Origin of the sequence: Pseudomonas sp. CFBP 8771 (assembly GCF_014841695.1) — a bacterium.
Taxonomy (GTDB): Bacteria; Pseudomonadota; Gammaproteobacteria; order Pseudomonadales; family Pseudomonadaceae; genus Aquipseudomonas; species Aquipseudomonas baltica.
Map to the genome: position 1 here is coordinate 985414 of NZ_JACYUJ010000001.1, position 21711 is coordinate 1007124.

The following is a 21711-nucleotide window of genomic DNA, read 5'->3' on the forward strand; positions in this document are numbered from 1 at the left end:
AGGGTGTCTGCCCTGGCATCTACATTTTGCGCCACACCAAAGCAGGAATTGCTCGGATGTAAATTAGTTCGCTGACCAACTCAATCAGCGTTTGAGTAATGACTGCTGCCGCAGCGAGCCCTCTGATTTCCTCGGGCAAGGCCAGTGCCAATGGCAGAACCACTAATGAGTTTCGTGTCGAGCTGCTGAAAGCTACTGATCTTGCCGTGCTGGCCGGTAACTTAAACGCCCGAGCCACCAGCGCACCTACCACTGGTGCCAAGAGCATGAAACCAATGTAGGCGGGAATAACAGGCAGCAGCCTGTCCATGTCTCTGACCACCGTTGAAATCTGAGAGCCGATCACTACGACCAATACAGCCGCCATAGCCGGTACAGGCATCCAGGCCCATGCGTTGTTCCAGCTTTCAACGATGCGTGATCTCTTTGCCCCGGCAGCTGTTGCTACCGCTAAGACCAAAGGCAAAGCGATCAGCATCACAAAGGCCTCAACAAATGGGCCTATAGAAATGACCACTGCTGAGTCGTTACCCAGCATGAAGGTCAGGTACACCGGCAGCAGCACAAGCTGCATCAAAAGAAGCAATGGGGTGGCCGCCAGAGTGAGTTTGGAGTCGCCTTTGCCGATGTGGGTAAAAACCACCACATAGTCGATACAAGGCGTCAGCAAGACCAACAGGGCACCCACTAAAATCGCCGGGTGATTGGTTATCCCCATAGTCAATGCCCAAACCAGCAAGGGGATGGCCACGAAGTTGGCTGTGAGCAGCGCCGCCATGAAACGCTTATTTGCGAGGCCATTACGGAGATCCAAGAACGGGATCTGTAGAAACATGGCGTACATCAGCACTGCGATGGTGGGTGTCACCGTCGACCCTAATGCTTCAGACGCATTGGGGGCGAGCAGGCCTCCGAGGGCCGCGACAATGACCGCGATGAAGTAAATGGGAATCTGGTTCGTCTCTAGCTGTTCTCTGTCCACAAAATGCCCTTCAAGCGCGTGAAGTTATTTTCTGAAGACAGGTTAATATCTGTAGCTACTACAGGTTCAAGAAAATGCTTGGAGAATTTGCATGTCAGGAATCGGGGCGCTGTCGAAATCAACGGGTTGCCACATTGAAACGATTCGCTACTACGAGAAAATAGGCCTTCTACCTCCCGCCCTGCGGTCGGCTGGGCGGCATCGAATCTATACTGAAAAGCATCGATCAAGACTCGTCTTCATCCGGCAGAATCGTGAATTGGGTTTCCCGCTCGAAGATATCCGAGAACTCATCGCGCTCGCAGCAGATGCTGATCGTCCGTGCGCTGACGCGCTTTCTGTGGTCAAAAAGCACCTAGCGGAAGTAGAGTCGAAGGTAGCAAAGCTTCAGCAAATCCGGGTAGAGCTGCTCTCAATGGCAAGTATGTGTGAGTCAACATGCCTAGGTTCAAACACTCCAGACTGCACGATTGTTGAGTCACTTTTTGAACCCGCTGCTGGGGTTCGCTCTGGTTGCTGCTCCTAGACGAGTCAAGAGCATAGGGGGAGCAAGCTGCCATCGAAACCGAATAGCGCGATAGCCTCGACAGGGTGTTTCGAGCGTCTGTCTACACCAAACGGGCTGGTACAAGATGTGTTCGGCAGACGCTTACTACCCAAAAATTTCCGCATCAGGCTCAAGGTTTTTCTGAGCCAGCCCTTTCCCATAAGTCAGCGCCTTTAGAGCACCGCTTTTGCCTCTTCGACAGATGACTTTGCAGAGCGTCTAGCCTTACGGGGACAGCTATCGTTAACCAGGCCCTACGCAGGACAGGCCTGGCCCTACGGGCTTCCATTCTCGCGTCTGTAGCCCTCCAGACAGCTCAACTAGACAATCGCGGTGGTTGTGCTAAGTTTTGGCCTATCGGTTCACTGGATCGAGCGGTCGGTTCGCAAAAGGCCATGGGCCTCAGGTTGTCACTCCCCACCAAGCAGGCTTTCGACAAGTGTCAGAGAGCAGCCGACATCCTGACCCTGGAGAATGCCATGCGCGTTCCTATCTATCCGTTCGACCTCGTGCCGAATCGCCGCTTCAAACGTCTTGCCAACACCCTGCGTTCGACCTGGCCTATCACTGATGGCCTTAGCCTCATGGTCGCCCACGAAGTCCTCGCCTCAGGGCTCGGCTATCGTGACTTTCACGACCTCTTGAAGTCATCAAAAACTTGCTTGCCCGAAGCCCCCGTTCCCTCATTAGCAGAGGTACGGGACTCTGTCAGTACGGCGATCTACCTGCACCTGAAACGCCACAACATCGTCGAGATTAATGATGTGGCGATCAACTCGTTGGTGATGGCATTGCCACTGCACGAGCTCTTGGCCTTCAAGAGCTTTCGCATGGATCAAGCAGCGACTGCGACCTCAAAAACCGTGCGTAGCGAACCAGGTCGCCTTGACTACGAGTTCTCGCACGCCCCGAAGCTCTCCTCCTCGATCACGCCATTGAGCAAAGAAGACTTCAGGGCCCTCGCAGAGGCAGTAGATCGCATCGCCAACCTACGCAATCGTGCGCTGTGCGTCATCGCGCTGTCAGGGGTTCGGCAAGCTGAACTACTGCACCTCAAAGCAGGAGACATTCAAAGTGATGGCTTCGTTGTCGATAGTTACAAGGCTTCGATTTGCAGCACCAGGCAAATGACGCGCAGGCTGCCCGTAATGAGTGCAGCAGTGCTGTCTCAGTACGTGAAAGAAAGTGGGCTTTCAAACGAGGACTACCTGTTCCCCTCCCACAAGAACCGAAATGATCTTATGACCCAATTTGAGCTAAAAAGGATTCTGCGAGCCTGGTGGATGGAGGCTCAACTCAACCCTCAGACCGTATCCATGAGGGCGCCGCGTGAGGCTCTCATCGGCGGTATCTTCCGAAATCACTCAACTCCATCGCTGGACGCGCCGGCTGCTGCAATGGGCCATCCTGGGCCTAGGCTGTTGTCGCAATACATTCGCGGGATCGATAAAACGCCCAAGGCGTAAAGTATATCTATGAGCGCTGGGCTTCGTTCATCGAGGCCCAACTGCTCAACGTTTTTGCTCCACGCCATCCCGATTGCGTAGTCGATTTCTCGTGCATGGCTCTGAGGCAAACTTCGACCGTGGATGTTATCGGTATACTCGTAAGATACTGATATTCCGTCGGAAAAATTATTTTTCGCGGCTCATCAGCTTGACCAAACCCATGCCGACGGCTTCATTTCCCCCATCATAGAGGAGAAATGCTTATGCCAGCTCTGTTCCATCCCGAGTGCGATCCTCCGTCACCCAGTGACGCTCCTAATCACATCATCTGCAGCTGTCTGCAGTGGAAGGGCCCGAATCTCGAGGCGCTACCGCAAGCAGCCAAGCAGACTTTCTGTTTGCTGTATGGCGACTATCTGGATGAGCGCCTCCTCACAGCCTTGGAGCACATGCACATTCGCGGCGCCATGTCCCCGGTGAAACTGATTGCGTTTCACGACGACTGCCTCAGCGTCTTTCTCGACAGCGCCACCACGAGCGACACGATTCCTGCCCTTGAGGCGATGTGGGAAAAGTTCGTGGCGATTGATCCTATTCGGTTTTATCACGTCAGTTTTTCTAGCGAGGCTGACGTTTATTCAGGCCGTTCGGACTATCCATATTGGGGGGTTGTGAAGGAAATTTTGAAGTCGAACTCGCTGGGTATCGACGACTATGAACCGCCTGTGTTTGATCATGGCATCGAGGCTAACGATGACGACTGGCCGTTCTTTCCTACATCAGGTGTGTGCGTTCATTCCGGACTCGCAGCCCCCTCCTCCAAGTCCGAATAGTCACAAGGTCGGTGCCTCACATGCGGCCCGTTCAAATTCCAGATCAATCCGAAGACCTGATCCTACCAAGGACGTCTCCGAATAATCTCTGCGTACTGCCGTAGCTTCGTCAGTCGAACCACACGCGGGCATCAGCATGCTGACAGCAGAACAAATCAAGCTTAACGGGATGCGCTACTTCAGCCAAGCATCCCTAGATAAAATGCTCAAACGTACAGTCGCCAAGGGCCGTTGTGGAGGTCATGACAGTCTCGACTGCCTGGCTCTCTACGATGCATTCCTGGTGATCGTTGGGGCGGCTGAGAGCTATGCATGTAGTCCCGCCGCTTTCCAGGCGTTCACAGGATTTTTGGCGGTCGAGTTGCAGCAGGATCCGATGCAGGTGGTGACTACCCTTTGGGGTACGTGCAGTTTCTTCAAAGACCTAGGCGTACTGGGTGACAAAGACGTACTCTGCATCATGAGTTCCCCTATGCGGAGTTGGGAGGAAAGCTACCGAGCCTGTAACCCATCCGCAGCAGCGCTGGAGCACTACCGATCCTGGTTTGCGACATCGGAGCCTGGCATTGGAGTGCACTTTAACCTAGCCGCGATCCACCCACATCTGAGTAAACAATCCCAAGATCACCTCAGACCACTACTCGCCGCATACTTCGCCGGCTTGGGCGGTTATCAAGCATCGTTGGATGCAGGCCTGATCCAAGGACTGCTCCAGGGACTTGTGCATCAAAATCCTCGGATTGTACTCAGTGAACTGCGCTTGGGTGCCAAGGCAAGTAAACGATTCGTTTCAGATGCCAAGCATCACTCTGATCAGCAGATGGAATGGGCTGGCTACTCCGTACGCGAGCAAAGGCAAAATTGGAAATTCAATCTTGATGTGATTGTGAGGTTTTTCGTAGCAAACGGTTTTCTTGCTCCAACAAGGTAGAGGCTGCAGGGCCATCTGCTGTTTTCTTCGTTGATGCTTGTTTTGGCATGCTCCTCCGGAGCCGGCTGTCGTGAACCAAGCCTCTGCTATCGCATCGTCTTGGCCCGCTGGGCTTCCATCCTCATGCCTGCGCGCTCCGCTTGCCCAGCTTACTGCTCGGTGACCACCAGTAGTGCAGCCTGCCTCATCCGCTCAGCTAACTACCATGCCTCGTGGAGCTATGCTGGTTGAAAGCGTCTGCCACACGTCGTGCGCCCTGAAGCTACAGATTTGGCTGCGCGCGTGTAGTGGGGTAACTTTAAATGCTGAATTCATGTTTGCAGCTGTCCTTCAGGCATTTGTAGTTATCCAAGATGTGCTCATCCACCATCTCACCGGCCTTGGTGCCTATCATTCCGCCCGTTGCGCTCCCGAATAGTGCACCTAGAATGCCCCCAGCAGCTGCACCCACTGCGGCACCAAAGGCGGCACCAACTGGGCCTGCGGCTAGTCCTAACATTGCACCAACTTCGCCACCCGCTGCTGCGCCTCCAGCAGCGCCGGTGTAACCTCCTATTCCGCCTGCCACAGCGCCGGTAGCTGTCCCGGCGCGCTTTCCGTAGTTAAGCTTATCGATATTTGTTCCGCTGCATTTTGGACACTGAATCATTTAGAAATTTCTCGAATTGCTATCTATCAGAGAATAGTTTTTCCTGATAAGTAGGGTTGGCCGCTATGAAATAGGCCGCAACGGTGACTGTCAGCCTAAGTGTCCTGAATCCTATCGGCAGAGGATTTCGCGACTTGAGCACCTTGCTATGCCGAAATGGCTTTTTGCGGCTCTTGTAAAATCGGTGCATCAACAGCTCAACACGCAGATAGCAGGACATTTCACCTCTTTTTCCCAGCAAATACCTCCAGGTTCTGATCGACAATGTCTCCTATAAGCGCAACGAAGCTACATCAGATGGGTCATGAGGAGTAAGTTCTCTCTGCTGCGGAGAAGCGGTATCTGTAGATTTCAGAACACGGTGTCGGCTTAGGTCTGAGCTATGAGGTCGTCCAACTGCGTAGTCATTTTGGTAGGCCATATGAGGACAGCTTTTGCGAACCACGCCACCTGCCAACGCCAATGTCTTGGCCCTTCGGGCCCCCAGCCTCATGGCGGCGCGCTCAGCTTGCATCTAGCGCCCTGTACAGTCAGCCCCGACAGGTAAAATCTTCCTGGAAGCCATCCCCAATCTCATACTCACCGACAAATGCGCACTAAAGTTGAGATCTATGTACCAACTTTGTGAATGGTGAGGGCGTGCGATATCACTTATGTGAATCGCCCCGGATTCTCTAGACACCTTGCAAGCTCATTGCGTAACGTTTTTCAAACTCTACCAGTGACAGCTGACTGTTGAAACCATGGCGGCGTTTTGGGTTGTAGAACATCTCGATGTAATCGAACACATCACTACGAGCATCTTGCCGTGAGGTGTAGATTTTCCGCTTGATTCGTTCCCGTTTCAGAAGCTGGAAAAAGCTCTCAGCCACGGCGTTGTCATGACAATTGCCTCGGCGGCTCATGCTGGCAACCAAATTGTTTGCCTTCAAAAAACTGCGCCAATCGGAGCTGCTGTACTGGCTGCCCTGGTCGGAGTGAACCATCACCTCTTGTTTCGGTTTTCGCCTCCAAACCGCCATCAATAACGCATCAATGGCCAAATCACTGGTCATCTGCGACTTCATTGACCAGCCAACGACCTGACGAGAAAACAGATCCAGCACCACCGCCAAATACAGCCAGCCTTCATACGTACGAATGTAGGTGATGTCGGTGACCCAAACCTTGTTGGGTTCCACGACATCGAACTCGCGCTTCAGTAAATTGGGTGAGGCGACCGCTGGCTTACCGCCGTACTTTCCAGGGCAACGTCGATACCCTGTCTGAGAGCGCAGACCTTCAAGACGCATCAACCTCGCCACACGATGCCGACCACAATCTTCACCGACCTCGCGCAGGTCGTCATGGATTTTGCGATAGCCATAAACTCCGCCGCTCTCCTGCCACGAGTGCTTGATCAAACCCAGCAATCGCTGGTCGTCTTTAGCGCGTGCAGATTGCGGCTCAGACAACCAAGCGTAATAACCACTGGGATGGACTTTCAGCGTCAGGCAAAGCCGTCGAATGGAGTAGTCGCCCGCGCGCTGCTTGATAAAGGCGTACTTCAGCCGCACTCCTTGGCAAAGTACGCGGCGGCCTTTTTTAAGATGTCTCGCTCTTCAGTGACCCGCTTGAGTTCCGCTCGCAGACGACGCAGTTCAGCGTGCTGATCATCGTCTTGCTGCCGTTCTGCCTAAGGTTTGCTGTAGCGCTTTATCCAGGCATAGAGGCTATGCGTCGACACGCCAAGACGCGCCGCCACATCAGCGACAGGCAGCTTCTTTTCGGTCACTTGATTGACCGCTTGGATTTTGAATTCTTCGGGATAACATGGGTTGCTCATGGCACCTCCTGATTGGCCTCAGTTTAAGGCATGGAGGTGTCTACGAAACCCGGGGCGATTCATTCCCCCAGGTAATGTCTCGCGAGTTAATGGGTATAGCAGGAAGTGACAACCACCTCTTTCAAGGCTCAACCTTAGAAAAACGCGCGGCAGGCACTCATCAAAGCGCTCGCGTCGTCGAGGGCGCGATGGTGCTTGATTGTTGGCAGTAGGCGGTAGATCTCACTGGCAGCTTCCCGCCCTACAAACACCTCCAGAGGCTTCAGTTGGAAGGTGGGCAACAGGTCTGCTGCTTCGTAAAGAACATCGAGCCAGAATCCGTCTTGAGGTGAGTCGCTGCAAAGCATCTGCCCTGAGAACAACTGGTTCATATGCCTCGCCACGACGTCGGCGGGATCACCTTGCTGATGCAACTGATCCTGACAGAGGCCATGCATGTCTTGGGCATCAAACGACCAGTGCGTCCAGTAGCGAGCAGGCTTGATCAGAGAGCTGAAAGAGGTGTCACGCGACACGACCGCGACTTCGATGGGATAGCTATCAGGGGCTATTCCCGAGGCCTCGAAATCGATGAAAAAAGCAGGACATTCCACCTTGATGCTCCTGTCTGGAGATAGCGATTCCAGCTAAGCCGGGCCAGTCGATTTAGCCGCGAGCTGCCTTCGCTACTCGGTGATTGTGCAGGTGCTGCATCTCACGCTCCCACTCAACCAGAAATTTCTGCCAGTCGTGCGCATATGGGCCTTCGGGGAGTCGCGTTGATCCAACGCTGGCCTGCAGAAAGCGCTCTCTCCAGGGCTGCGGGATTTCTAATTCCAAGACAATATCGATGCCGGAGGGATGGCTTTTTATACGGACAACGTCACGAACCTCGTTCAGCTTAAGTGGCCAATGGGTGCAGGCTGAGCTGCTTCGCTCCTGGCCGTCGACATCGTCAAGGATGGCTAAGACATCAAGTGCCATTGAATCACCTGGATGGAGGCTGGCAAGTGCCCAGAGAGTCCTTCGTCTTGCTCTCTCAAGCTCGCTGAGCTCCTTACTGGCCATTGCAGGCTCCTCTGAGGTGGTTCAAAGCCGAGTAGCGACAACGGCGTGCCGCCTAACGGCGGATGGGTGGCGTGAACCGAGCCATAGCAAGCCGTGTCTCGGCCCTCCGGGCGCTCATCCTGCACGCCTGCGCGCTCCGCTTGCGATAGGTAGTAACAAATGGAAGTGCTTAAGGGCGTTGATGAAATCCGCCCGACTCCCTCACTTATGGAGTTTGCTAAAACGACTGGACAGCGTTGCAGGATCCATGGCCGTCCAAGATTTAGGATCAGATGTGGCATTAAGCATTCGCCAAGCAGCGTGCAGGAAAAATGCTGCAGCCAAGCAGGCTTCTACAAAAGCCCAAGTCGTGATTTGGGTGAGACCGCTGCCCGGCTCTGCCAAATGTAGAAACAGGAGTAAGTAAAGTGAAATCGGCCATCCAACAACGAACACTACTGCGAAAGCTATGAATGCATAGATAAGAAGTAAAAATGGTACCTGCAAGCGATACTTGGTAGCGAAATTTTTCACACCGCTACCGTTCTCAAAGCCGTATAAAACGCCAAAATTCTTTTCTTTACTTTTAGAGTTTTTGACGATGGTGTACAGCGTGACGTTGTCACCCTCATTCAATTCCTCGAAGAACTCTGTCTCCATCTGGATGTTGGGTATTTTCTGACCATCAAGACTCACGGTCGCTTTAATCCCTTTGTTCATGCGATTAGTCACTTTGACATAATCAAGCTTCCCAGAGACTTTAGCGCAGTCGAATTTAATCACTACATATCCTATGAATTTAGCCATTCGTAAAATTTGAAGCAGCCGCACCAGGTTGATCAGCCAAGCTGGAAGTATCGTTCCAGACGTCCCGCGCACCGGTGCCAGCCCCACAAGGGGGACTATAGACCGTAGAGTGGGGCATGGCAATCTGACTTCATGCTCCATTTCTTGGAGCTGTCTTATGCTACCCCGCTCCGCACTCGCGGCTGTGATCCGCGCTCTTAGAACGCTGAAGGGTGTAAGCCAGGCGGAATTGCCCGCTGATCGAAAGCACCTCTACAAGCTCGAAGCCGGCTTTTCAAATATCAGTCTAGAGATGCTCGTCCTGTTGGCTGAAACGCTGAAGGTGGAACCGTCCACGCTCATGGTTCTGCTGCAGTCTGCTGACCAAGAGGCGTCGACGGATTCCATCCTGGAAAGGATCAAATCTGATTTGAACGAGTTTGGTCGTCTCGGCGGGCATGCAGAATTGGCTCGACAGCTTGAACTGGGAGGACAGCAAGCCAAGAACGCCGCCAGGGACGACCGGACTGCTGCCATTCAGGCATGCAAAGCTAGAGGTCTCACTCAGCGCGAAACTGCCGCCGCGCTCTTCTTATCAAAATCCACGGTCGCTAGGGCTTGGTGACGGGAGGCTATGGCGTCCTGATGCCTTAGAGAATATTTGTACCCCACGTCCAGCTACTTACTCTGCCACTCTCTTGCGCGTTGCGGGAGGCTGGTAATCCAACTGCAGCGTTTCCTGTACAGGTCAGCGGTTTGGCGTCCTTTGCGCAGCCGTAAACCCTAGGAGCACTTCGCCCAGTAACGTGCTCATCTCTCTCGGTGAAAGCCAGCTGGCATTGCTCCCTATCTCCGCTTGAAGATCGGCAGCTTGATCGTTCTGATGTGCGCAGATGAAATACCGCATTGAGCACCTAGCTATTTCCAGTGGCAATTTGTGGGGAGGCAATGAACGAGCCGCATCTTTTGCCCCCAGAAGGTATCTGTCTGACGCAAGTGGCAGCACCACGTGAACAAGCTCATCATCCTTGTCCAAAAATGGCTTGAAGGATCGCTCACCGCTAACATGAAACAGAAGGACAGAGTCCCCCAAAGGAAGATCGCCAGGCTCAAATTTGTGAAATGCATAGTGAAGCGAGCTGAAGCGATAGGCGCGCGCGGCTGGCGAGATAGACTCGTTAAGCATGCGGACATGGCTACCTTTTATCATGTTGGGAATCGCGGACTTGATACGACTCAAATGGGCTGGAATCAGAGATGCAAAATTATCTACGAGGGGTTCGAATATCCGTTCAAGCGCTGATTCATCCATGGCGAGCAAAGCCTGAATCTGCTGCTGACTGATGCCTTGCTCGGCCAAAGCCTTGTCAAAGATGGCTGAGTCTGGTCTGAAATGCTTTCTGCTCAACGCGCCGATGTTTACAGGATCGGAGAGATGATCAAGGACGCGGGTGGCGCACTCATCGACCATGTTTTGCATATTCAGGCGGACGTGGCGGCTTCTGATTTCTAAGTGAGCCAACAATCCTGGAATGTTCTCGATCACGGCAGCGTTGAGGTTGCCGGCACGTAGGTGGTCTACCAAAGGTGCGTATACGTCCTGTTCCGCGTCTGTAATCTTATCGTCAAGATCTGGCTCACCGTCAACGGCATAGAAATACCTCTCAAGTCCCACGTCCTGAATATTCGCGGATCTGGGGGGCTTATTCTTTTCGTATACCCAACACCGGACTATCTTGCCATTACATGTAGATCTGAACCCCTTCTGCAAAAACTTTGGAATGAAGTGCTGCCGTATCCCTGACATATCCCATCCTTACCTTGAGCGATAAAACCCGCATGGAGACATAAGCATCACATCATTAGCCCCAAGGAGCATTATTAAACAGCGTGGTGACATTGCATCGCACTGACTGAAGCCCTGTTCGGATGCTGAACTTGGCAACGTCGCCCGTGTTTGGGTTTGGGTTTGGGTTTGGGTTTGGGTTTGGGTTTGACCATAGTGGCCTGCGCGCCGGCTGCTAAAGCTAGGGTGAGTCGAATTATAATTTTTCATACTTACCAAGCCCAACAAACTAAAAGCAGACGCATCATGATTGAAAAACTAATAGCTTTTTATGTGGGGGGCAGCAAATGAGGCAAAACCAGAAAAATCAGGATATATAGTCGCGTGCTTATACCCAAATAGTTTTTCCAGTCGCTGCCTTATGTCCGCCTTAGCAGCTGCCCTAATCCTAAAAGTGTAAAGTGCACCCGGCCCAGGACGTTTACCTTTAATCGATTCAAAAACATGAGGCCTGGCAGCAATACAACAGGCTTTTCGCCCCTCCTCAATCGACCACCATCCATCGTTACAATTGGGGGATTTGGGGAACTGAAACTTTTTATTATCCGGCTTACTACTTGCAGGAACACCTCCAAAAAGGAAGCCTCCATTTTGAGCTGCAATTCGTGCATCCAAACTCGAAGGCTTCCAGGCGTAAACTGACGTAGTCCACTCCTTTCTATCTAGATCGTCGATGGCACCACTCTTCCATGGTCGATGATAGGAGTCTTCCCAAGGCCTAAACTCTGCCTTCTCATTGATCAGTCTGTCTGTAATATCGAATGCAAAAAGCCTGGAGTCCACGTCTTCATTCAGAACTCCGTTACTCCATTTTTCCTCTACTGCAAACCATACACCAACCCAAGCATTGAACGTAATGTCAATTAACCTCGTAGGCGCACCATAGTGCTGCAGCATAGCGAGTTGCTTTAGCACTGATAGCCTGCCACCATGATTGGATGAATGGAGACCCCACCGATGTAATTCAACGAGTATTTCCCCTTCAGCCCTTTCAATATCATCTTCTGGAAGAACCCTATCTCGAGTAATATTCATTCTGCGGTACAGAGAACTATGTAGTGCCCAACTAGCGTCGACTTGCCCGCGCCAAGCGAAATTTATGTTTTTCTCTACTGCTTTGTCCATCACCTGATTAATAACCTGCACCAGGCCGTCGAAGTCCTTTATCTCTACTTCAAATGGCTTCCAAAAAGCATCTGCTGTCATAGCGCATCTCCGTTGCGTTGTTTTTGGTTGATGTATTGGATTAAGTTGAGGTTATGCTCCTTCTTCAGCCTGGAAGACCTCAATAAGCTTCTGGTTGTAGTCATCAAGATAGCTCTGGAGCCCATCGCGGTCGATTAGTCGCACGCCCGCAGTGCTGGCCAACTCCTTCGCTGATTTCGTGTAATAGGAGTTAGTGACGACCATCGCTTCGTCACATCCGTAGAAGGCTTTAGCAGAGATTGCTTGCTGCACTGCTGCGTTGTTTACAGAGCCCGAATAGTTTTTTGCCTGGATCACCATGTTTTTACCGAACCGGGTAACGAAAAGATCGGCGCCCTGGTCAGCAGTTTTCTTCGTCTCTTTAACGTCATAGCCAATGGTCTGGAAGATCTCAACCAGGAAGGCTTCAAACTGAAACCCATCCATGGCATCTACCAGGTACATAGTGATGAACTGATTAGGGTTGAAATGCTCCAGCCGAGACCCTAGCCGCTCCACGAGAATGTCGAAATAGATCTCCTCGCAGAGGCTCAGGCCAGTCCTAAATACCTGTAGCGGGAGAAGTGGCACACCAGATGTCGAAGCCGCTTGGGGATTGCATTGGACATTTGGGAATGTAATGTCATTTTCCCACAGGTAGTAATAGAACAGAGCCAGATCAGACCTAAACGTCGTCCCAGCCTCTTCAATCCAAAAGCGTAAGGTGTCGGCCAGGTCTGCACGGATGTGGCGCGTGAGTTCTCTCGAAAAACCCAGGTAGACTGAGTTGAAGGCGGTTGTTTGCAACAGCTTGTCCATGAGAGATGGAAGGCCTTCGAGCTCATCAAAGCCTTTGCGAATTAAAACCTCCCTGAACAGTTCTCTTTCGCTATAGACACCATCCAAGCGTGGGCCAGGCACGCCGGCGTCATCACCGCTACCTGCACTCTCGCGGGTCGTGTGGATGAAGTTTGTGAAATATGGATGCTTCAGCTCCGCGTATTTTCTCAAGACATTGTTCAAGAGGTCGTTGAGCTGGGCTTGCTCTTTCTTCTTACCAAAGAAGTCCTGAATCAAACCTTTAGATCTGTACTGAAAATCAGGGTAGAACGAAGGATCCAGCGGTGTGAGGTGTCGCAGAGTGAGCTCTGATGATGGAGAAACCTGGGAGCCCATGCACCATGGACATGCCGTCTCGAAAGTAGTCCTGCTGCATCCATTGCATTGATAAATCATCGCGTCGATTCCTTTCCTGAGTCATCGCGGGGTCTCGCGTTTCTCTTGCAAGCGAACATAGCTCAGTGCTTTCAGCTCGTCCATCCTGCCGAGCGTGACACAGCCGTCTTGGATCAAGTCTTGAGGATACCGTAGAAGCGCCCAATCACGGACAGAGCGATCAGAGTATCGCCTGCTCCTAGCTGGTCGACATGATTCCTATGGAGGCCCCTTGCTTGTTCAGCGTGCAATCGATTTACTGAACTATACGACCTGGAATCGCATACTCCCTGCTGCCGGCCTGAGCACGGAGATAGTGAAGAGCCAGATCATGCTGAACGTACCTATCGCCTCTTTACGGCTGGCGAGTAGCGGCCTACGGTAGGTCTCTAAACGAAGGAAGCGAGCCTACTCATGACCCAGCCACTCTTCGATTTTGGCTTCAGACGCGTTTCTCGCCTGCACTACATAACTGGTAAGGCCGCTATCAATTTCCCTCACTCAGGGTGCACCACTGGTGGATGGCATTTCCTGTCTTACTTCGACCGAGATTCGGGCGTTGCAAAGGTGTCGCTTGCAGGGATTCACTATCCAGACACCGATGCGTTTTTTGGCGACACGGGCATCACTGACGTGACCGAACAACTGAAGGAGCGTGGCTGGCTCGTCGAGGACAGAAGACTCTTCATGGCTGACCACTACAGAGCCGCAGCAGACATGGTAGTGAAATGGGCGATCAGTGATTCAAGGCACTGCAACGTGGAGGTCGTCGAATGGTTTCCATCCCTTGAGGCGAGAAGTCGGCTACTTGAATTACTGGATCTTGGCAAGCCCAAGCTTTCGGAACTGGACAGGCTGCAAAAAGTGGAAGCTTGGCTAAGCTCGCAATAGCTGATGACGTCAGGTTGGTCAGGAAGACAGCTGTGTAACACGTGCTGAATGAGAGCAATGGATATGCGCAAGAAGTCCCAACCATGGTTTGTCCCGCTTCTGATTCTTTTTGCGGTTCTGTGGGGAATGGGGAAGAAAGACGCCCCTCCTGCGCCGGTACAACCGAGCGTCCCAAGCACGCCAAATACGCTAACGTCAATTTCGCCAGCTCAGTCCTCTGCGCCGGCTCTTGCCTCTGCGACTGAGCACTTTGTAAGTGCTGATAATCTCAATGTCCGGGATCAACCAGGCGGTAAGGTCGTCTCGAAGCTGAAGCGTGGGGAAAAGGTTCAGGTCTTCGAGACCCGGAATGAATGGGCGCGCATCAGCACTGATAGTCAGTCTTCCCAATGGCTTTCGTTGAAAAGCCTTTGCAGCGGGTCGGGCTGCTACGTAGTTTCGAAACCCAAACCAGTGACTCAGCCAGTACAGCCTTCTCGCCAAAAGATTCCCGCGTACGGCTCGTCCTGTCCTTGTTCATCGGGCAACGTGTGCATCGGGCCTCGCGGTGGTCGGTACTGCATAACGTCGGGAGGAAACAAACGCTACGGCGTTTGAGCCATTATCTGATGACGGTCTTCACGAAGATCAGTGATTTCGCAGACCCGTTGGCAGAGCGCCCAATAGATCATGCTGTAACGTCACGATAAACTTCCCTGCCGATCACGGGGTATTGGCTTTGGATCGGTACAACCGCCCCCGTTGCCGACCGATGGGCAGGATCAACGGGCGGGAGGATGAGCGCAGGAGGCAGCTCTCTATTGGAGAGTCCTTTCTGCCTGAATCAACCTGGATCAGCGGCGCAGGAGCCGGTTAAGTACCAGCAGGGCTACTGCACCAATCGCGATTGCAGCCACTGGTTTTTCTTTCGCGAATTTGGACACGCTATCAAGCGCATCGCCATAGGTTTGAGTCAGCTGGCCAGCAGCTTGGCGTCCCGCACCTTCGGCTTCAATCTTCGAATCACCCAGTAGTTTTCCCACTGCGCTTTGAGCTTTGCCGGCAACCTTCTCTATAACGCCTTCAACCTGTTCGCTTTTCATGATTTCAATACCTTCGTGAGTGAGCAGCTCAGATTCAGCTGAGCTAGCGGCGATGTGCAGAGCTTTAGGGGGATGAGCTTCAAAATACGTTCAAAGTTGATAAAGCCCTGGGACGTACCCATCTAGTAGATAGGACATTTGCGAGTCTGCTATCTTGACTGTCGACCGCTACCTGCATGGAGGGGCATTGGATGAATTATTTGGCTCATCTGCACCTTGGGGGGCAGTCGTCTGACGAGCTCCTGGGTAGCCTTTACGGGGACTTTGTTAAAGGCCCACTCGCAGGGCGCTTTTCTCCTAAAATTGAGGCGGCGATTCAGCTGCATCGCACGATTGATGCATTCACTGACGCCCACCGGGTCGTCAAGCGAGCGCTGTCACGATTTCCCAGCGAGAAAAGGCGCTATGCCGGGATCGCTCTCGATATGTTTTTTGACCACTGCCTCGCGCGCGATTGGGAGCAATACTCTAACGTCCCGCTGGATGACTTCGCGCAGCAGATCTACGGGATCTTGGAGGCAGAGCCTAACCTTCCTTCGTCACTGGCGCAGGTCGAGCCCTTGATGATCTCGGAGGACTGGCTGTGCGCCTACAGAGACATTGAAATGATTGGATATGGCCTGGGCGTAATCTCGAAGCGCCTCTCCAGACCAGAGGGCCTTGATGGGTTGTTCGAACATCTAGAAGGTAACTATGAGCTGCTGAGCGCAGACTTCAGCGATTTTTACCCAGCACTCCAAGCTTTTACGCGTGTGCCTGGAGACGCAAAAGTCATGTGAGGACGCTGGGGGCAGCGAGCAGTCTCTTCAAAGCGGAGCTTGGGCGACCGACATCGCTTGATGATCTCGGCCAGCAATGAACGCTCACAGCCGCTAACCTGTTGTGGCTGGCATTTCAGAGCGCTTCACACATCAGGTAGCGCGGTGCTGCTCATTGCGAAAGCTGTCTTATGAGGAGTGACTAATTTATGATGTCCGGATGACAAATTCGGATGCCGCATCATGAGTACACGTTCAGACCTTTTGACCAGCGCTGAAATCCTGTTGCGCACAAAGGGCTATGCGGCCTTCAGCTATGCCGATCTGGCAGAAGACATCGGTATCAAGAAGGCAAGTATTCACCACCACTTTCCTACCAAGGAAGGCATGGCGGTTGCCATCGTCGAAAGCTACCTGTTTCGTTTCAAAAATCAGCTAGACGCTATCAATGACGAAAATACCTGCGTCGTCGACCGACTTAAAGCCTTTGCCTTGATGTTCTCGAATAGCAGTGAGAATGGAATGCTTCCCCTCTGTGGTGCTTTGGCCGCAGAGCTTTTGGCCCTGCCGGAAAGTCTACGGACATTGACCAAGGATTTTTTTGAAATCCATCTCACCTGGCTCCAAGGGAACCTTGCTCATGGCCAAGCGTTGGGTGAGTTCAAAGCCGATCTGGATGTTACGAAGGTGTCGAGGTTCATGCTGAACACTCTTGAGGGTGCAAGCTTTGTCTCGTGGGCCATGAACGATGATTATCAGAAGTCTTCTGGGTTTGATTTGATTCTGGCCGGGCTTTTAGCTCCTCAATCTAAGCATTGAGAGCCTTATTGGCAGGCTCTTCACCGGCGTGATTCCGCTGAACGTTTACCGCTCAGTATTAGACCGATGCCTCCCAGTACGGCAAGTGATGTGATCACTAAACGAGAGGTGAGGCTTTCGTCTAAAACTAGAGCTCCCGCCAGCGATGCTAATACAGGAACGCTCAGCTGGATGGAGGCGGCCTGGAATGAGGAAAGCGTACGCAAGGCTGCGTACCAAATCGCATAACCTAGTCCCGAAGCAATCGCGCCTGAACCAATCGCACAAAGAACACCTGTAAGATCGATGGACAGGTGACCTAGGAAAGGTGTTGAGGCCAAAAGCATGAAGGGGATGGATCTCAGGAAGTTCCATGCGCTTGAAGCGAGCGGGTCATTCGATTGCCTGCCAATTAAGGAGTAGATGGCCCATGCAACACCTGAAAGCGCCATTAGTGCAGCACTAGCCGGTGCAGGCGATGTCGCTCCTGGGAGCAGTAAGGCAACCAGCCCTCCTATGGCGAGTACGAGGCCCAGAATCGCTACGGCTTGCATCCTTTCGCCTTTGTAGTACCCGTATCCTAGCATGGTGAGTTGTACTGCACCGAACAGCAGGAGTGCGCCTGCTCCAGTTTCCAAATGTACGTACGCGTATGAAAAAGCGAAAGCGTAGACAAATAATGTGAAGGCACCAAGCCAAGTTCCAGAGCGGCGGGCGCGAACACCTTTAATTGCTACAATGACCCAGAGCATAACAGCCCCGCTTAATAACCGTATCAGTGTAAAAGATGTAGGATCTATTTCAGTGTGACGGAGTGCAAGTCGGCATAGTAGCGAGTTGGCTGCAAAGGCTAGCATGGCCAGAATCGTAAGGGGAATTACTTTTCTGGTGCCATTGAAAGAGAACTTCTTAATTGTTTGCTGCGGCACCAAACGCTCCTAACTGAACGAATACGGTATTACCTGTCTTGGAGCGCAGTCCGGTTGAAACTGTGCCTGATGCACTTTTCAAGAAATATCAGCTACTACTGACTACGCAACTTGTTAAATTGCGCAAAGCCATTCTCAAGATCCGCGATAAGGTCGTATGGATCCTCAAGGCCAATGTGGAGTCGGATCAAATGACCATCAATTTCCCAGCGTGTAGCGCTTCTGACAGGCTTTGGATCTGCCATCATTGCCAAGCTTTCAAAGCCACCCCAGGAGTAACCAATTGAAAACAGCGATAGGCTGTCCAGGATAGCGTCAGCAGCTAACTGCGAAGAAGGCGTTGTCGTAAACGACAGCAAACCAGATGCCCCTTTAAAATCTCGCTTCCACAATTCGTGTTGGGGATGAGACTCCAATGCAGGATAATAGACCCCGGTTACTTCCTCTCGGCTCTCCAGCCACTTGGCTACTATTGTTGCATTTATATAGTGTCGCTCCAGTCGCACATCAAGCGTCCTCATTCCCCGAAGAGCTAGCGTCACATCGTCAGGGCTAGCAAATAAACCCATGCTGAAATGGTATTGCTTAAGACTCTCCCATGCACGTTTGGATGCGGACACGGTGCCAAGAACTGCGTCTGAGTGGCCAACGATGTATTTGGTTGCTGCCATGATTGATAGGTCTACGCCAAGCTCTAACGATTGGCAGTAAAGCGGCGTGCCCCATGTATTATCTGCAATGACGAGAATGTCATTGTCATGAGCAACTTTGGCTATCGCTGGGATATCCTGTATTTCTAACGTCAGTGAGCCTGGCGATTCAAGGTAGATGGCTCTGGTATTGAATCGAAGGAGATCATTGATGCCTGACCCTATCGTGGGGTCGTAAAACGACACTTCGATCCCCATACGCTCACCCACCTGCTTACAAAAGGCTCTGATAGGAGCATACACGTTGTCAGCGATCAAAATATGATCACCCATTCCCACTACTGAAAGTATGGCAGTTGTACAAGCCGAGAGCCCTGAAGGGCATAGAACAGTGCCTTCTGCCCCTTCCAAAAGCTGGATGGCTTGGGTGAGAGCCTCGGTAGAGGGATTGTTCCAGCGTCCGTAGGCGTATTTCTGACGCCCTTCACGCATCGATTCACATGTGGGAAACGCGACGGTGGAGCCTCGGTAGACAGGTGTATTCACAAAACCGTGATGCTGCTCCGGGTCAATTGACGCGTGGGCCAAAAGGGTTGATGCATTCTTGTAGGTATTCATACGAGCTTCCGGATGACCACGATTGTGGGTGAGTGTCGGCTGAGATTCCTATCGCTTCCTTCGCATACTAATCTACATTTTTTAAATGTCTACCATTAGGTAGTCTTTTAGCGCCTTTTGACTAAGTTCATCCTCGGCAGCGCTTCGGCGATGGGTTGGTGGGCACGCGGTGATGTGGAGCATGCTTCGGCGGATTGGGCAGGTTGGTTCGTGATGAACGTAGCCCACACGGCGGAACTGGATATGAACTCGGGTATTCCTGACTCGATGTCAGGGAATGAGGGAGCGGAGGATCGATCTGAAATTACGATGGGGTGGCTAGAGGAAGTCGAGGATTCGCCTAGGGGGCCGTGAGCTTTTACACGTGATTCGATGCCAATCCAATAAGGCGTTGCTGGTTACGCAATCCTGAACGGAGATCTGCTGGCGCTTTTAGTCTGATGGTCGGTCTATGGTGACAGTGAGTTCCGCTCGCAGCATGAAACCGGTTAGAGGGCCAGAAGCCACAGTTACATTTCGATCTTCAGAGCTACGCAGGGCAAGCTCAATGCCCGGTAGCCTCCAAGGATTTCGCAAGCCTTTGTCCGTGGGAAGTGACGTGGTCTGCCGCTAAGCGCTCAGCCAAAATGCTGTCACCAGACACAATTGCGTCTACTAAAGCCCTGTGTTCTGGGTAGATCGACTCTGCACTCTCGACCATCCTGTTGGTGTGGAGGATATAGAGTAACACTGTATCAATGATCAGCGCGTACTGTTCGAGAAGCCGACGATGGCCGGCAATCGATACGATCAGCTTGTGCACCGCCAGATCTGCCTCAGCAATCCCGCGCCAGTCTTTGACTTCAATTGCGACCTCAAGAGTCTTGAGTGCTGCCAGCAAGGTGGTCTTACCGACCGCATCGATAGTTTCCGCAGCAAGCCTGGCAGCCAGACCTTCGAGGCAGCTCCGCAGGGTGTACAGTTCGCGCGCATCGTGAGATGAGAGCGAAAACACCTCCCACCCCGTATACGCGTGCTGAACCACCAATCCTTCTCCGCTTAACCGGTGCAAAGCCGCTCGTATCGTCGAGCGGGATAGGCCGACCTGTGTCGCCAAGCCGATCTCGGTAAGACGAGACCCAAGGGGAAGCTGTCCAGAAATTATGGCATCCCGGATGCAGTCTGCTGCTTTACGGTCGAGGCTGCGGCGGTCGATATTTTCGCCGGAAATGGACAGGGCATTTTTCTGGTTCATGCCACGATAGTGGCAACCGAGGTGGTGGCTGTCAACAGTTAACTATTCGCTTTTCTAGCATCCGTCCCCGCTGGGAATGGGGATCATCGAGAGGGTGTTGACGAGCCAAAGCTTTGGGCCTAGGATCGATTTCGTCGATTGTTAACAATTAACTGTTGGACGATATGGCCTTGGAGAACAATAAAAATGCGTATTGAACAGATCGAAACTATTGCTTGTGACGCAGGTTGGCGGAATTACCATTACCTCAAGATCGTTGCTGACGATGGGACTGTAGGGTGGGCCGAGTACGATGAAGCATTCGGGCCCGCTGGCCTCACTGGCGTGATCGAAAAAATTGCGCCCAGACTTATAGGGCAGTCAGTTTTGGGTCACGAAGCGGTGATTGGCCCACTTGCTGCGACCTTGAGACCAGCTCCCCACGGACTGGCGGCAGAAGCTCTCGGGGCTTTCGAGAATGCGCTTCTTGATCTCAAAGGGAAGGCGCTGGGAGTACCGTGCTACGAGCTTCTGGGCGGAAAGCACAGAGATAGCATCCCTGTGTACTGGTCGCATTGCGCTACCTGGCGCATCAACCATCCAAAATTTTACAGTCCGGTCATCACCGATCTGGATGGGGTTACGCAGGCTGGCGTGGACGCACGCGAGCTGGGAGTCCCGGCGGTTAAGACAAATTTGTTCGTCCATGACGAGCGCGGTATTCGGCAGTGGATGCCAGGATTCGCGGCCCCGTACGAGCCTTCCCTGAACCTGGATAAGAAGCTGGTCACGAGTGTGCGCTCCCACCTTGATGCCTTGATAGCAGGTGCGGGCCCAGACACGGAGCTCTTGATCGACTTAAACTTCAACTTCAAAACTGAAGGGTTCGTGAAGATCATCAAAGCGCTGCGTGACTATGATTTTTTTTGGATAGAACTGGACAGTTATAATCCCCAAGCCCTCGCATACATACGCTCGCAAAGCCACGCACCAGTCGCAGCCTGCGAAACGCTGTTCGGCATACGTCAGTTCCTACCGTATCTACAAGCTCAAGCCGTTGACGTTGCGATCATTGATGCAGTTTGGAATGGAGTGTGGCAATCCATGAAGATTGCGCATGTGGCCGATGCACTAGACGTAAATGTCGCGCCTCATAATTTTTATAGCCATCAAGCAACAATGATGAACGTGCACTTCGCGGCTGCGGTTCCGAACCTCAGGATCATGGAGCATGATATTGATCGCTTGGCGTGGGACAAGGATCTTTTTAGTTATATACCGGAGATCAAAAATGGCGCAATGGTTGTGCCTGACACTCCAGGTTGGGGATGTGATCCAATCGAAGACATGATGCGAGCCCGCCCTGCTCGAGCTTTTAAAGGATACCTAGGCTTGTAACAGCTAATTAAAGCGAGGGGGATCACTCCTCGCAATCAAACTAACGGGAGAATAAAAATGACAACCTCTCAATTTACAGCGACAAGAATCTTCAAGCCTAC

General features: G+C 52.4%; 21 protein-coding genes and 1 pseudogene. 10 read left to right on the forward strand and 12 right to left on the reverse strand.

From position 1 onward, the window contains the following. Positions 1-19 precede the first annotated feature (19 nt). Positions 20-982, reverse strand: a complete 963-nt coding sequence (locus IFT80_RS04345) for an arsenic resistance protein (RefSeq protein WP_044393711.1) — start codon at positions 980-982, stop codon at positions 20-22. A 91-nt stretch (positions 983-1073) separates the two neighbouring features. On the opposite strand from IFT80_RS04345, the gene IFT80_RS21835 reads away from it, so the two are divergent. From IFT80_RS21835 to IFT80_RS04365, 4 genes are all read left to right on the forward strand, one after another. Beyond that, positions 1074-1508 (forward strand): MerR family transcriptional regulator, encoded by a 435-nt coding sequence (locus IFT80_RS21835; protein ID WP_080898798.1) that lies wholly within the window; start codon positions 1074-1076, stop codon positions 1506-1508. Between the two features lie 500 nt (positions 1509-2008). Then, complete coding sequence (locus IFT80_RS04355) at positions 2009-2995, forward strand: hypothetical protein (RefSeq protein ID WP_192136838.1); 987 nt, start codon at positions 2009-2011, stop codon at positions 2993-2995. Between the two features lie 245 nt (positions 2996-3240). Continuing rightward, positions 3241-3810, forward strand: a complete 570-nt coding sequence (locus tag IFT80_RS04360; RefSeq protein ID WP_192136839.1) for a hypothetical protein — start codon at positions 3241-3243, stop codon at positions 3808-3810. 136 nt (positions 3811-3946) lie between these two features. After that, positions 3947-4741, forward strand: a complete 795-nt coding sequence (locus IFT80_RS04365) for a hypothetical protein (RefSeq protein WP_192136840.1) — start codon at positions 3947-3949, stop codon at positions 4739-4741. Positions 4742-6064: 1323 nt separating this feature from the next. On the opposite strand, the pseudogene IFT80_RS04370 reads toward IFT80_RS04365, so the two are convergent. The 4 genes and pseudogenes from IFT80_RS04370 to IFT80_RS04385 all read right to left on the reverse strand — a co-directional run bounded on the left by IFT80_RS04370 (position 6065) and on the right by IFT80_RS04385 (position 9135). Beyond that, positions 6065-7215, reverse strand: a pseudogene (locus tag IFT80_RS04370) (IS3 family transposase). A 134-nt stretch (positions 7216-7349) separates the two neighbouring features. After that, positions 7350-7808, reverse strand: a complete 459-nt coding sequence (locus IFT80_RS04375) for a hypothetical protein (protein WP_192136841.1) — start codon at positions 7806-7808, stop codon at positions 7350-7352. Between the two features lie 52 nt (positions 7809-7860). Then, positions 7861-8178 carry a hypothetical protein gene (locus tag IFT80_RS04380; protein ID WP_342214330.1) on the reverse strand — a complete coding sequence of 106 codons (318 nt, stop codon included), beginning with the start codon at positions 8176-8178 and terminating at the stop codon, positions 7861-7863. Positions 8179-8463: 285 nt separating this feature from the next. Then, positions 8464-9135, reverse strand: coding sequence for a hypothetical protein (locus IFT80_RS04385; RefSeq protein WP_342214331.1), 672 nt, complete (start codon positions 9133-9135; stop codon positions 8464-8466). Positions 9136-9205: 70 nt separating this feature from the next. Here IFT80_RS04385 and IFT80_RS04390 point away from each other — a divergent pair, with 70 nt between their 5' ends. Beyond that, positions 9206-9652 carry a helix-turn-helix domain-containing protein gene (locus IFT80_RS04390; protein WP_192136843.1) on the forward strand — a complete coding sequence of 149 codons (447 nt, stop codon included), beginning with the start codon at positions 9206-9208 and terminating at the stop codon, positions 9650-9652. 123 nt (positions 9653-9775) lie between these two features. Here IFT80_RS04390 and IFT80_RS04395 read toward each other — a convergent pair whose 3' ends face one another. The 3 genes from IFT80_RS04395 to IFT80_RS04405 all read right to left on the reverse strand — a co-directional run bounded on the left by IFT80_RS04395 (position 9776) and on the right by IFT80_RS04405 (position 13294). Continuing rightward, a complete protein-coding gene (locus tag IFT80_RS04395) occupies positions 9776-10834 on the reverse strand; it encodes a DUF4238 domain-containing protein (RefSeq protein ID WP_192052849.1) in 1059 nt (352 codons plus the stop codon). Between the two features lie 297 nt (positions 10835-11131). Further along, positions 11132-12079 carry an FRG domain-containing protein gene (locus tag IFT80_RS04400; RefSeq protein WP_192052847.1) on the reverse strand — a complete coding sequence of 316 codons (948 nt, stop codon included), beginning with the start codon at positions 12077-12079 and terminating at the stop codon, positions 11132-11134. 51 nt (positions 12080-12130) lie between these two features. Continuing rightward, positions 12131-13294 (reverse strand): restriction endonuclease, encoded by a 1164-nt coding sequence (locus IFT80_RS04405; protein WP_192136844.1) that lies wholly within the window; start codon positions 13292-13294, stop codon positions 12131-12133. A gap of 393 nt (positions 13295-13687) precedes the next feature. On the opposite strand from IFT80_RS04405, the gene IFT80_RS04410 reads away from it, so the two are divergent. Both IFT80_RS04410 and IFT80_RS04415 read left to right on the forward strand, forming a co-directional pair. Further along, on the forward strand, positions 13688-14164 hold the full coding sequence (locus IFT80_RS04410) for a hypothetical protein (RefSeq protein WP_192052844.1): 477 nt from the start codon (positions 13688-13690) through the stop codon (positions 14162-14164). Positions 14165-14290: 126 nt separating this feature from the next. After that, complete coding sequence (locus tag IFT80_RS04415; RefSeq protein ID WP_192053413.1) at positions 14291-14761, forward strand: SH3 domain-containing protein; 471 nt, start codon at positions 14291-14293, stop codon at positions 14759-14761. Positions 14762-14997: 236 nt separating this feature from the next. Here the strand turns inward: IFT80_RS04415 and IFT80_RS04420 are convergent, their stop codons facing one another. Further along, a complete protein-coding gene (locus IFT80_RS04420; RefSeq protein WP_192051357.1) occupies positions 14998-15246 on the reverse strand; it encodes a CsbD family protein in 249 nt (82 codons plus the stop codon). Between the two features lie 191 nt (positions 15247-15437). Between IFT80_RS04420 and IFT80_RS04425 the strand changes: the two genes are divergently transcribed. After that, positions 15438-16025 carry an acyl carrier protein phosphodiesterase gene (locus IFT80_RS04425; RefSeq protein WP_192051355.1) on the forward strand — a complete coding sequence of 196 codons (588 nt, stop codon included), beginning with the start codon at positions 15438-15440 and terminating at the stop codon, positions 16023-16025. A gap of 222 nt (positions 16026-16247) precedes the next feature. Continuing rightward, on the forward strand, positions 16248-16823 hold the full coding sequence (locus IFT80_RS04430; protein WP_192051353.1) for a TetR/AcrR family transcriptional regulator: 576 nt from the start codon (positions 16248-16250) through the stop codon (positions 16821-16823). Positions 16824-16843: 20 nt separating this feature from the next. On the opposite strand, the gene IFT80_RS04435 is transcribed toward IFT80_RS04430, so the two are convergent. The 3 genes from IFT80_RS04435 to IFT80_RS04445 all read right to left on the reverse strand — a co-directional run bounded on the left by IFT80_RS04435 (position 16844) and on the right by IFT80_RS04445 (position 20233). Next, a complete protein-coding gene (locus IFT80_RS04435) occupies positions 16844-17731 on the reverse strand; it encodes an EamA family transporter (RefSeq protein ID WP_192051351.1) in 888 nt (295 codons plus the stop codon). A gap of 95 nt (positions 17732-17826) precedes the next feature. After that, positions 17827-18999: a cystathionine beta-lyase gene (gene metC / locus IFT80_RS04440; RefSeq protein ID WP_192051349.1), complete on the reverse strand. Its 1173-nt coding sequence runs from the start codon at positions 18997-18999 to the stop codon at positions 17827-17829. Between the two features lie 544 nt (positions 19000-19543). Further along, positions 19544-20233, reverse strand: a complete 690-nt coding sequence (locus IFT80_RS04445; RefSeq protein WP_192051347.1) for a GntR family transcriptional regulator — start codon at positions 20231-20233, stop codon at positions 19544-19546. A gap of 186 nt (positions 20234-20419) precedes the next feature. Here IFT80_RS04445 and IFT80_RS04450 point away from each other — a divergent pair, with 186 nt between their 5' ends. Beyond that, positions 20420-21610 (forward strand): mandelate racemase/muconate lactonizing enzyme family protein, encoded by a 1191-nt coding sequence (locus tag IFT80_RS04450; protein WP_192136845.1) that lies wholly within the window; start codon positions 20420-20422, stop codon positions 21608-21610. Positions 21611-21711 lie beyond the last annotated feature (101 nt).